Here is a 13168-nt window from a genome sequence, read left to right as displayed (position 1 = left end):
TCCCTCCGCTACATTAACATTGTTGGATTAAAATCAATTGAGATTTGTAGCTCTTTTTGCATTTCTGCTTGATAATGTTCATTTACCATTTTGAGCACGTTCTTTAAGTTTGGTTCCCGTTTGTATTTTATCATGCATTGATAACGATATCTATCTTTTATCCTTGGAATCGCTGAAGCAACTGGTCCTAGCACCATTGTTTGCTGTGAGCAATGCGTTCGTAAATACGAGGAAATTTTTTCCGTCACTTGTACCGCTTTTAATAATTCTGGATGAGATACAGTTACGAGTACAACATAGTAATATGGGGGATATTGTCTTGTTCTTCTCATTTGCATTTCTTGGTCAAAAAACACATCATATTGTTGGTTCTTCGCTAACTCTATACTGTAATGTTCTGGCGTATACGTTTGAATCACAACTTCCCCTGGCAATTCATGTCTACCCGCTCGTCCACTTACTTGCGTCAATAACTGATATGTCTTTTCACTCGCCCGAAAATCAGGTAAGTGAAGCATCGTATCTGCAGTTAAAACCCCAACGAGCGTTACTTTCGGAAAATCTAATCCTTTAGCAATCATTTGTGTTCCAAGTAATATATCTGCTTTTTCTTCCCCAAACGCCTTTAATAATTTTTCATGCATTCCTTTTCGACTTGTCGTATCTACATCCATTCGAATGACTCGCGCCTCTGGAAATAGTTTTGTAATTTCTTCTTCTACCTTTTGTGTACCTGTACCAAAGAAACGAATGTATGTACTTTGACAAGCTGGACACTCAGTTGGCATATTCTCTTCGTAACTACAATAATGACATTTTAAACGATGATTCATTTTATGATATGTCAATGAAATATCACAATGCGGACATTGGACAACATACCCACAATCACGGCACATAACAAATGTAGAATGACCTCTTCTATTTAAAAAGAGTACCATTTGTTCTTTCTTTTCTAATCGATCTGCTATTTTTTCATGCAGCGCCTTAGAAAACATTGATCGATTCCCGTCACGAAGTTCTTCTCGCATGTCAACAATCTCTACCGTTGGTAAAGCTTGTTCATTCATACGTTTTTCCATTGTTAATAGTTCATAAACACCTTTTTTCGCCCTTGCAAACGATTCAAGTGTTGGTGTCGCACTACCAAGAACGATAGGACATTTATGATATTGTCCTCTCCAGACAGCTACATCTCTTGCATGATACCTCGGATTATCTTCTTGTTTGTAACTTGATTCATGCTCTTCATCAATAATAATAATCCCTAAATTCTCAAAAGGCGCAAAAACAGCTGAACGCGCACCAACTACAACTTTCACTTCTTTTCTTAAAATCTTACGCCACTCGTCATACTTTTCTCCAACAGACAACGCACTATGAAGAACTGCAACTTGCGAGCCAAACCTACCTTTAAAACGATCCACCATTTGGGGCGTTAGTGCAATTTCAGGAACAAGAACGATAGCTTCTTTTCCTTTCTTGAGCACTGCTGCTATAGATTGTAAATATACTTCTGTCTTTCCACTTCCCGTAACACCATATAGCAAAAATGGATTATAAGTTTCATTTGTAATTGATGATAAAATCGGTGTAATAACTTGTTTTTGTTCCTCCGTAAGTGGAAATGGTTTCGTTTGTTCAAAATCATCATCGTCATACGGATTTCGGTATACTTCCACATACTTTTCTGAAATGAATCCCTTTTTAACAAGTGCTTTTATTGGAGCATCTGTTATTTGTAACTCTTCTGTAATTACTTTCAACGGTGCACTTTTATAATTTTCCACAAAATAATAAAGTACATCTTGTTGTTTTTTACTTTTCAGTTCAAATGCCGCTAATTCCAATTTATCTTCTGGCAACTCCGGCTGAACCACTCTTTGCTTCTTCTTTTGTACTTTATCTTTCACTTGATAAACGACTTCAACCGTACCATTTTTAATTTCTTGTTGAATAGTTCGGTATAAATGTGGCTGTTGCTCGATTACTTCAAAATCAATTGCTTCTTTATCCTGAAATAAATATAGTATTTCAGGTGCTATTTCTTCCTGTTTACAAAGTTGTAGACGTTTTTTATACGTTGCTTTTATCGCAGTTGGAAGCATCACTTGAAAAGCTGAAATCATGTAGCATAACGTTTCACTTGTAAGCCAATATCCAAGTTTTAATAATTCATCATTTAAAACCGGTGTTACATCTAATATTTCATGGATTGTCTTTAACTTCTTACTTTCTACATCCACCGAATCTTTAATCCCAATAATAAAACCTTGCAATTTTCTTGGGCCAAACGGAACTACTACACGCATTCCTGTCTGTACAATATCTTCCCATTTTTTAGGGATAATGTAATCAAATGGTCGATCCGTCTGACGGGCAGGTACATCAACAATTACACTTGCAAATTTCATAAACGATCATCTTCTAACATCATTTCAATTTGCTTCAATATTTCACGAGCTACCTCTTTTTTCATTAAAAGTGGCAACTCAATAACTTTTCCATCTTTTCTATACATTGTTACAATATTCGTATCCGTGCCAAATCCAGCTCCTTGCGCTTTTACATCATTGGCGACAATCATATCTGCATTTTTCTCACGTAGTTTTTTTGTTGCATATTCCTCTACATTTGTCGTTTCAGCAGCAAAACCGATAAGTAACTGTTTATCCTTTTTCTGACCTAACGTTTTTAAAATATCCACCGTTCTTTCAAGTTCAATGACAGCATCACCATTTTGCTTTTTCATTTTATTCTCATGCACATATTTCGGACGATAATCTGCAACTGCTGCTGTTTTAATGACAACGTCTACGTTTTGATAATGTTGAAGAACTGCTTCTAACATATCTTGTGCAGATTCCACTTGCACTGTCGTTACATGTAACGGTGGATTTAATGCTGTCGGTCCTGAAACGAGTATAACATCAGCGCCTAAATTCGCTGCCACTTCCGCAATCGCATACCCCATTTTCCCAGAAGAAAAATTCGTCATAAAACGAACTGGATCAACCTTTTCACGTGTTGGGCCAGCAGTTATTAATATTCTTTTTCCCTGCAATGGTTTGTGTTCTGAGAAAGCTTCCTCTAACCGTGCAATAATTGCTTCAGGTTCTTCTAGTCGTCCCTTCGCTACATATCCACATGCTAAAAAGCCTTCCCCAGGCTCAATAAATGTATATCCTAGCGTTTTCAATGTCATCATATTTTTTTGAACTATTTTATTTTCATACATATGCACATTCATAGCAGGCGCAATCCATACCGGAGCTGTAGTAGCTAACAAAGTAGTTGTAATCATATCATCTGCAATACCACCAGCTAACTTTCCAATACAATTGGCAGTAGCAGGTGCGACAAGTACAACATCCGCCCAATCTGCTAAATCAATATGAGCAATAACAGCTGAGTCTTTCTCATCGAATGTATCCGTATATACACCATGGCGAGAAAGCGCTTGGAATGTAAGAGGCGTAACAAACTTCATTGCCGACTCACTCATCATTACTTTGACAATCGCGCCAGATTGTGTCAATTTACTCGTTAACGCAGCTGCTTTAAAAACCGCAATGCCTCCTGTTACACATAAAAGTATCTTTTTCCCTTTTAGCATATGACTCGTCCTCTTTCTTTTTCAAACTTATAATACTGAAATAGAATTCTCAGCTCGTCAGTACCGATATTTCATTCCTTTCGTAAAAAAATAACAACCTACTTGTAAATAGGTTGTTACCGTTACATAGAAAATTATAAAGTCTATGTTTTATTTTGTCGAAGGCAAAGGCTTATTCAGCTACTTTATCTTCACTTGGTACGTAGCTTAATGCTTCTGCATCGATTTCTTCTAATGCTTTACCTACACATTTATGAGAAACAGGTTTTTCTACAACACAGTTATTAGCAAGTTGCATTTCACGTGCGCGTTTTGCAGCCACTGTTACTAAAGTGTACTTAGAATCGATTTTTTGTAGTAATGAGTCAATTGATGGATTTAACATAATTATAGACCCTCCGTCATTTCTTTATAATATTTTGCTACCCTTTCGCGGCGGCAATGTTCGCCAACCACAATTGCTTTAATTCTATCACAAGCTAATTCAACTTGATCGTTTTCTACTACATAGTCGTAAGCGTCCATCATCTCGATTTCTTCTTTCGCTACAGTTAAACGATTTTCAATAACATCTTCAGTCTCTGTACCACGTCCGACAATACGGCTCTTTAGTTCAGATAAACTTGGAGGTGCTAAGAAAATAAATACACCTTCTGGGAAAGCTTTCTTAACTTGAATTGCTCCTTGCACTTCAATTTCTAAGAATACATCTTTTCCTTCTTGTAATGTTTTTTCAACATAGTCAATCGGTGTTCCGTAATAATTACCTACGAACTCAGCCCACTCAAGTAATTTTTCATTACGAATCATTTCCTCGAATTCTTCTCTTTCTTTAAAGAAATAATCCACACCATCTACTTCACCTTCACGCGGCTTACGTGTCGTTACTGAAATAGAGTATTGAAAACGTGTATCCTCATGGCTAAACAGCTCTTTACGAACCGTCCCTTTTCCAACCCCAGAAGGCCCTGAAAGAACGATGAGCAATCCTCTTCTACTTCTCATAAATATGTAAAACCTACCCTTCCTCACTTAAATCTTCTTTATTATTCAAACGATGTGCAATCGTCTCTGGTTGAATTGGACTTAATACAACATGCCCATCATCCATAACAATAACCGCCCTTGTTTTTCTCCCATACGTAGCATCAAGCAAAGCATTATGTTCGCGTGCTTCTTGTACTGTTCGTTTAATAGGAGCTGACTCCGGACTTACAATAGCAATAATTCGATGAGCAGATACAATATTTCCGTATCCAATATTTAAAAACCGCATGGCCATAGTTTGCGCCTCCTAGTAAGTCTATCCGATTTCTCCACCACGTATAACTTTATATATTTTTTGAAAGCTACTCAATATTTTGTACTTGTTCACGAATTTTTTCAAGGTTATTTTTCATTTCTACAACATATTTTGAAATTGTTAAGTCATTTGCCTTAGAACCAATCGTATTAATTTCTCTATGCATCTCTTGCACGATGAAATCCATTTTCCTTCCAACAGGCTCTTCAATCTGCAATGTTTCATGAAATTGCTCTAAATGACTTTGCAAACGAACTAACTCTTCATGAATATCACAACGCTCTGCAAAGATTGCGACTTCTGTTAGCAATCTTTGTTCATCTAGATCTTGATTATGTAATTCTTTTAAGCGATTTTCTAATCGTTCACGATATTTTTGTGTAACAATCGGTGCATGTGGAATAATTGCATTTACACAATTGCTAATCTCTTGTAAACGATACGCTATATCTTTATGTAATCGTTCTCCTTCGCCATCTCTCATCGTTTTCAACATATGAGCAGCTTGGCGAACAGCCTCATATAAACTGTTCTCAAAATGGTCATTTACATTTTCTATTTCTTCAATTGCTGTTACTTCTGGCATTGCCATTAATTGCTGAAGTGTAATAGAATCTTGTAATTGAAATTTCCCTTTTATATCTTCCATCATCGATTGGTACTGCTCAAGAAGTGACCAATTCACACTTAATTTTCTTTCAACAAGTCCTTCACCTGCTATACTAATAGACACTTCGATGCGTCCACGTCGAACTTGCTGTGCAATTATTTTACGAATTTTGTCCTCAAATACCATCATTTGCTTAGGAAGTCGAATACTCATCTCTAAAAAACGGTGGTTCACCGATTTCATTTCTACTGTAATTTGAAAAGTATCACTTTCTACTTTCGATCTTCCAAACCCTGTCATACTAGAAATCATTTTTATCACATCCAAGCCATAAAATAACTCAATGAAAAAGGTAATAGAGACAAGGCTCTACTACCTTCTGTAAATTATATCACATTTTCATAACATTGACTATTTCAAGTTTAATCCCTTCTTATATAACATCGGCTTTTTCTTCTTAGCCTTTTTCCCTGTTAATAAAGAACCTACTAGTAAGAAAGTCGGAATTGATGACAAACCTCCAATTAATAACCAATCTCTTGCTTGTATCGGCATTGTGCTAAAGATCGGTTGTAACGGTGGATAATATATAACCACTAGCATAAGTAGTAACGAAATAATAACCGCCCCTACTAAATACACGTTCCCAAATGGATTACGGTGAAAGACAGAATGCTCACTACGACAATCAAATACATGAATAAGCTGTGCAAGTACCAACGTCGCGAACGCTACAGTTTGTGCATATTTCAGTTCATTTGGATGTTGGTTATACGCAATAATAAACGCCACTAACGTCACTGCTCCAATTAAAAACCCTCTACTTATTATTTTCCACGCAAGCCCTCTAGCGAATACCCCTTCTTTCGGGTGACGCGGTGTTCTCTTCATCACATCTCCTTCAGCCTTATCCAAACCTAATGCCATCGCTGGTAAACCATCAGTAACTAAGTTCACCCATAAAATTTGAATAGGAACCATCGGCAGTGGTAATGCAAGTAACATCGCAAATAACATAACTAAAATTTCTCCAACATTTGACGCCAATAAGTAGCGAATGAACTTACGTATGTTCTCGTATATATTCCTTCCTTCTTTAATCGCTGACTTAATTGTAGCAAAATTATCATCTAGTAAAACAAGTGAAGAGGCTTCTTTTGCAACATCTGTCCCTGTAATCCCCATCGCTATCCCAATATCCGCTGTTTTTATAGCTGGAGCATCGTTCACTCCATCACCTGTCATCGCTACTATATGTCCTTGATTTTGCAATGCTTTAACAATTTTCAATTTATGCTCAGGTGATACACGAGCGAATACATACGTATCTTCTACAACATTTTCTAATTCCTCCACATCCATATTCGCGAGTTCTACTCCTTCAACAACGCGTCCATCTGGTGGTAAAACTCCTAATTGTTCAGCAATCGCCATTGCTGTCACTTTATGATCACCTGTAATCATTACTGTTCGAATACCAGCTTCTTTACACTCTTTTACCGCCTGCGCGACTTCTGGCCTTGGCGGGTCAATCATACCTTGTATCCCAACCAACATAAAATCTTTTTCAACGTCTCTTTCATGTTCAATAGAATCCGTGACTTTTAAAGGTTTAAACGCAACTGCAATTGTTCGAAGCGCTTGACTACCTAAGCTATGAATAGCCGCCTGTACTTCTTTTCTATATAGCTCACTTAACGGCTGCTGCTTATCCCCCCATAAGATTGTTTGACTCATTTGCAAAAGAACATCCGGTGCTCCTTTCGTAACAATAAACTTTTTCCCCTCTCGATCTCGTACAATAACACTCATCATTTTTCGAGTTGAATCAAATGGAAATTCACGAATAATTTCAAATTTTCCTTTCAATGCCTCACGTGTTATCCCAGCTTTCATTGCTGCAGCTACAAGCGCTCCCTCTGTTGGATCCCCATCTAATACGTACGCCTTTTTCTTTTGAATAATATTTGCATTGTTACATAGTGAACCAAATGTAAGTAGCTGATAAAGTGATTTTGTCTTAGCTGGATTCACTTCTTTTTCACCTTTCATAAAAGAGCCATTAGGTTCATATCCTTGCCCTGTCACTTTCCACAATTCTCCGCCTGACCACATATGTGTTACCATCATTTTGTTTTGTGTCATTGTTCCCGTTTTATCAGAGCATATAACAGAAGCGCAGCCTAACGTTTCTACGGCCGGTAACTTCCTTACAATTGCTCTCTTTTTTATCATACGCTGTACACCAAGTGATAAAGCTACTGTAACAATTGCTGGCAATCCTTCTGGAATAGCCGCAACAGCTAGCGATACGCCAGCTAAAAACATATGATATACTTCATTCCCTTGATACACACCAGCCAATACAACGAGTGCTGTCAAAATAAGAGCTACAATAATTAATATTTTTCCGAGCTGTTCTAACCTTCTTTGCAGTGGCGTTTCCATTTGCTCTGCATTTTGCAACATATTTGCAATTTGCCCCATCGCTGTATTCATACCAGTTGCTACAACGACTCCTGTACCAGATCCTCGCGTAATCATTGTCCCCATAAAAGCCATATTTTTTTGATCCCCAATTGCAACATCTTGCCCTTGCAGTGCTTCTACCTTCTTTTGTACAGGTACGGACTCCCCTGTCAAAGCAGACTCTTCAATATATAAACTTGATGCCTCAACAAGACGCACATCAGCCCCAATACGATCACCACTGGAAAACTTAATAATATCACCTAAAACAAGTGCTTTAGATGGTGCTTTTACCCACTTTCCATTCCGCATTACAGTAACTTGCGGGGCAGCTAGTTCCTTTAAAGCTTCCAATGATTTTTCAGCTTTTCTTTCTTGAAAAAAGCCGAGAATACCATTGATAATAACAATGGCAACAATAGCAATAGAATCAATGTATTCACCTAAAAACGCAGAAACAATTGTTGCTCCAAACAAAACGAGTACCATGAAATCTTTAAACTGTGCTAAAAATACCATTAGTGCAGAAGGCCTTTTTGCTTCTTCTAATTCATTAGTACCAAATTTCTTTACTCGCCCTTCTGCTTCTTTCTCTGTAAGTCCAACCTTTACATTCGTATTCGTTCTTTCTTCCACTTCATGTGCTCGCATTCCATACCAGTTCATCCTGCTATCGACCTCCTGATTCCAGACATACTCTATTGAAAGCTTATTCAGCCTCGTCCAAAAAAATGCTATAATTAACATTTAGTTAGAAAGGAGTGTTCATTTATGGCATTCGATGGATTATTTACAAGAGCGATTACACATGAAATTGAAAATTCTCTTTACACAGGAAGAATTTCCAAAATATATCAACCTTCAAAATACGAGATTTTATTACATATTCGAGCGAATGGAAAGAACCAAAAACTAATTCTTTCATCTCATCCTACATATGCGCGTATGCACTTAACGAATCAAAACTACGATTCGCCAGCAATACCGCCGATGTTCTGTATGCTTCTTCGCAAACATTTAGAAGGTGGATTTATTGAAAAAATTGAACAAATCGACTTAGAACGCATTATTCAAATTACAGTTCGCAGTCGTAATGAAATCGGAGACGAATCATTAAAAACATTAGTAATTGAAATAATGGGACGACATAGTAACATTATCTTATTAGATACGAAAACAAACGTGATTTTAGATAGCTTAAAACACGTTTCATTAGCCGTAAACCGTCACCGAACTGTATATGCTGGTGCTGAGTACGTCGCGCCACCAGCCCAACATAAAATCAATCCTCTGCAAATTGAAACCGCAGATGATTTTATTAGACCGCTAGACTTTCTATCTGGAAATATGGATAAACAACTCGTTGGTGCTTTCATGGGAATATCCCCATTATTTGCAAAAGAAGTAGTAAAGAAAGCCGGTATGGTAAACGAGAAAGCATTATCAGAAGCATTTTTCTCTATACAAACACCATTACTATCTCATGCATATACACCTACAATGATTACTGCAAATGGAAAAGAATTCTTTTATCTTTTCCCTCTTACACACTTGCAAGGAGAAGAAAAAACATTCTCATCAGTGAGCGAATTGTTAGATCGTTTCTTCTTTGGCAAAGCAGAACGTGATCGTGTAAAACAACAAGCTCATGATTTAGAACGCTTTATGCAAAACGAAAAAAATAAAAACGAGAAAAAACTCATTAAACTCGAAAAAACACTGCAAGATGCTGGAAAAGCAGATAAATATCAACTATTTGGAGAGCTACTTACAGCCAATATGTACGCTTTAAAAAAGGGCGATAAAGATATTGAGGTCGTTAATTATTACGATGGGGATGGTGGAACTGTAAAAATCACATTAGATCCTTTAAAAACACCATCTGAAAATGCACAACGCTATTTCCAAAAGTATCAAAAAGCAAAAAATTCGGTTGCTGTTGTAGAAGAACAAATCGAAAAAACAAATGAAGAAATTCTTTATTTTGATAGCTTACTTCAACAAATGGAAGCTGCTTCTTCAAAAGATATTGAAGAAATTCGTGAGGAATTAGCTGAAGAAGGTTATGTGCGCAATCGCAAAACGAAAAACGCAAAGAAAAAGCCTACTAAACCAGTATTAGATAAATATGTAGCAAGTGATGGCACAGAGATTTTCGTTGGTAAAAACAATAAACAAAATGATTATTTAACAACGAAGTTTGCCCGCCGTGATGAAATTTGGTTACATACGAAAGACATACCTGGCTCTCACGTTGTCATTCGTTCTTTAGAGCCTGCTGAAGAAACTTTACTAGAAGCTGCCAAAATTGCTGCCTATTACAGTAAAGCGAAAGAGTCTAGCTCTGTACCTGTTGATTTCACCAAAATACGCCATGTCAAAAAACCGAGTGGTGCAAAACTTGGTTTTGTTACGTACGACAATCAGCAAACCGTATATGTAACACCAGATGCTGATATTGTAATGAAATTAAAAGCGTAAATACAAAAATGCGTTGCTTATAAGCAACGCATTTTTTATATTCGTTCACACTAGTTCATATACCCATTTACTAATTCATAACATCTTGCTTTTGTCATCTTATATTTCTCTTCTGAAGCTTCTATACGCCTCATCGTTCCGTTATTTGTATCAGTACCAATTGCTTTAACTTTACTTTCTTTTTCTTTAACCCACGCAATTTGTTTCGTTTTTAACGACTGAAACGCATCAGGTGACATCGTACTTTTTAATGTACTGTAAATTTCATTTAGTTTATTATCCCACAGTTCATAATTTCCTTCTATTTCATTTACTATATCATTGGTTGACATAGCATTCGTATGTTTTTCTTGTTTATCTATAGCAGCTAATTCACTTAAAACATTTGCTCTATCTATCTTTGAAGAAGATTCTTTTTGCGATTGTTTCTCTTCTTTTGAGCCTGTATACGCACTCGAATCCTTTCTCTGTACTTGTTCTGTTTCTTGAATATTTCTTTCTTTCGTTACCTTTTCATACCTATTTTTATCTACATTGTATGAAATAAGAGATGTTTTCGCATTTACAGTAATTAATCCGTTACTATCTTTGAATATGTATTTCTTATCGCCACTATTTTCTTCACTTACAAATGACACATTCTTATCGTCTGGCATTTTTAAAATTCTATTTGCTTCTTCTTTTGTAAGTTTTAAATCTTCAGGAAAAACGAATGACCATTTATCCATTAACCATTCCCCTTCTTTATACACCAAATGAAATTCCCATTCTTGGGCCGCATGACCTATTTCATCTTCTAAACTTAATGTATGTACCGTTAAATTTTCTTTATCTTGTGAAGAAGAAAATCTTATTTCAGTTTGAAAATAATTTGGGAATGGTAACATATCAGTCTCTCTCGATCTATTAAAGTTAGCAAGCAATTCAGGAAGCTGATTCTCTACAAACTTTTCTGAAACCAATCCTTTAACTCCTTTTTTAGCTGTCTCTAAATCCCCAGGATTATTTCGGCTCCATCCATTTTCTTTTTCCATCTCACTAAACGCATTTGCTATTCCATCTACACTCTTTCTTACAATCTTTTTCGCTTCTTTTTCTGTCACTTCTGGCGCTTCATCAAGCTGTTCAATCGTTTCATTTACTTGAACTTTGTGTTCACTTGTTTCACACCCCGTTATAACAAGCATACTAGCGGCCAAACAAAATGACATTACTTTACTTAATTTCTTCATACACTCACATTCCTTAACCCAGTTTTTTTCGTTACATCTCTTTACCTATAAAAAACGTAACAATCCCTTATTATACCAATTAAATTAATCCATTTATACAAAAAATATAATATTTAAATTAAAAAGATTTTCGTTTGCGAGTTTATATTATTGTTCAGTCACATAAAAACTTACTGTAAAAATTTTATATATATTTATTTTACATTCGTCTAGTTTTTTTGACACACAGCTACCCTCTTCTCTTTTATTCTAAATAAATATACTGGCACAATTCTTGCTTTATTAATGTAAAAAGGAGGAATTAAAATGAATGTAAGAATAACTAACATCCAAAAACAACTACATAATTACGGAATCGACGGGTTACTTATTACAAAAAAAGAAAACCGTCAATACGCAACAAACTTTACAGGTAGCGCAGGCGTTGTCTTAATCGCTGCGCATAAAGCTATTTTCATTACTGATTTCCGTTACGTAGATCAAGCAAAAACGGAAATAAAAGCAGCAGAAATTATTATGCATAAAGGAAATTTAGAAGAAGAAGTTGCAAATCAAGTATCAAAATTAAAAATTCAAAAACTTGGTATAGAAGACAATAATATGACTTTGCAACAATTTAAGAAACTACAAAAATATATACATATAGAAATGGTTCCAGTGTGTGAGATTATTGAAGATATTCGACTTATTAAAGACACATCTGAAATAGAAACAATGAAAATCGCAGCTACGATCGCTGACGAAGCATTTCACCATATTGTTACATTTCTAAAGCCTGGAATAAGCGAGACTGACGTTCGAGATGAGTTAGAATTTTTCATGCGAAAAAAAGGGGCCACATCTTCTTCATTCCAAATCATTGTAGCCTCAGGCGTTCGTTCTTCACTTCCCCATGGAGTTGCATCAAATAAAATAATCGAACGAGGCGATATCGTTACATTAGACTTCGGTGCACTTTACGACGGATATTGTTCCGATATAACACGTACCGTAGCAATCGGGGAACCATCGGAAGAATTCCAAAAAATATACAATGTTGTACGAGAAGCGTTAAAGCGTGGGACTGAAGCAATTAAGCCTGGAGAAACTGCGAAAAGTATCGATGATATAACGAGGAATTACATTACAGAACATGGATACGGTCAATACTTTGGCCACTCTACCGGGCACGGTCTTGGGTTAGAAATACATGAACCACTTCGCTTATCCCAAGAAAGCAAGGCAACTTTACAAGAAGGTATGGTTGTTACAGTTGAGCCGGGCATTTACATACCGAACTGGGGCGGTTGTAGAATCGAAGATGATATTGTCATCACCAAAGATGGTTATGACGTTATTACAAAATCAAATAGAGAACTAATTATAATCCCTTGTTAATATTATGAAGGTTTAAACAAAACTTTTTTTGCACATAGAATTCCTTCTCTGGAGTATTCATTTAAAGAGGGGGAATTTTA

10 protein-coding genes are annotated in these 13168 nt (G+C 36.2%); 2 read left to right on the top strand and 8 right to left on the bottom strand.

Going from position 1 to position 13168, the window contains the following annotated elements; genetic code table 11:
• Positions 1-8: 8 nt before the first annotated feature.
• The 7 genes from priA to MKY38_RS02945 form a co-directional block, all read right to left on the bottom strand.
• Positions 9-2414 carry a primosomal protein N' gene (gene priA / locus MKY38_RS02975; protein WP_078439057.1) on the bottom strand — a complete coding sequence of 802 codons (2406 nt, stop codon included), beginning with the start codon at positions 2412-2414 and terminating at the stop codon, positions 9-11.
• A complete protein-coding gene (gene coaBC, locus MKY38_RS02970) occupies positions 2411-3616 on the bottom strand; it encodes a bifunctional phosphopantothenoylcysteine decarboxylase/phosphopantothenate--cysteine ligase CoaBC (protein ID WP_341048039.1) in 1206 nt (401 codons plus the stop codon). The genes priA and coaBC overlap by 4 nt, the downstream gene beginning before the upstream one ends.
• Before the next feature lie 172 nt (positions 3617-3788).
• Entirely contained in the window at positions 3789-4001 is a 213-nt protein-coding gene (rpoZ, locus tag MKY38_RS02965; RefSeq protein WP_000933960.1) for a DNA-directed RNA polymerase subunit omega, read from the bottom strand.
• Between the two features lie 2 nt (positions 4002-4003).
• Positions 4004-4621, bottom strand: coding sequence for a guanylate kinase (gene gmk, locus MKY38_RS02960; protein WP_001257741.1), 618 nt, complete (start codon positions 4619-4621; stop codon positions 4004-4006).
• A 13-nt stretch (positions 4622-4634) separates the two neighbouring features.
• The gene (remA, locus tag MKY38_RS02955; protein WP_001251456.1) at positions 4635-4898 is read right to left on the bottom strand and encodes an extracellular matrix/biofilm regulator RemA; all 264 of its coding nucleotides are present in this window, start codon (positions 4896-4898) and stop codon (positions 4635-4637) included.
• Between the two features lie 67 nt (positions 4899-4965).
• A complete protein-coding gene (locus tag MKY38_RS02950) occupies positions 4966-5841 on the bottom strand; it encodes a YicC/YloC family endoribonuclease (protein ID WP_065222961.1) in 876 nt (291 codons plus the stop codon).
• A 99-nt stretch (positions 5842-5940) separates the two neighbouring features.
• Positions 5941-8664 carry a calcium-translocating P-type ATPase, SERCA-type gene (locus MKY38_RS02945; protein WP_001104778.1) on the bottom strand — a complete coding sequence of 908 codons (2724 nt, stop codon included), beginning with the start codon at positions 8662-8664 and terminating at the stop codon, positions 5941-5943.
• Positions 8665-8769: 105 nt separating this feature from the next.
• Between MKY38_RS02945 and MKY38_RS02940 the strand changes: the two genes are divergently transcribed.
• Positions 8770-10479 carry an Rqc2 family fibronectin-binding protein gene (locus MKY38_RS02940; protein ID WP_341048036.1) on the top strand — a complete coding sequence of 570 codons (1710 nt, stop codon included), beginning with the start codon at positions 8770-8772 and terminating at the stop codon, positions 10477-10479.
• Positions 10480-10529: 50 nt separating this feature from the next.
• On the opposite strand, the gene MKY38_RS02935 is transcribed toward MKY38_RS02940, so the two are convergent.
• On the bottom strand, positions 10530-11711 hold the full coding sequence (locus MKY38_RS02935; protein ID WP_065222960.1) for a lysozyme inhibitor LprI family protein: 1182 nt from the start codon (positions 11709-11711) through the stop codon (positions 10530-10532).
• A gap of 306 nt (positions 11712-12017) precedes the next feature.
• Here MKY38_RS02935 and MKY38_RS02930 point away from each other — a divergent pair, with 306 nt between their 5' ends.
• The gene (locus tag MKY38_RS02930) at positions 12018-13088 is read left to right on the top strand and encodes a M24 family metallopeptidase (RefSeq protein WP_065222959.1); all 1071 of its coding nucleotides are present in this window, start codon (positions 12018-12020) and stop codon (positions 13086-13088) included.
• Positions 13089-13168: the final 80 nt, after the last annotated feature.

Source organism: Bacillus sp. FSL R5-0585 (assembly GCF_038004545.1).
In the GTDB taxonomy this organism is placed as follows: domain Bacteria; phylum Bacillota; class Bacilli; order Bacillales; family Bacillaceae_G; genus Bacillus_A; species Bacillus_A cereus.
This window is presented reverse-complemented; position numbering and strand designations above follow the sequence as displayed.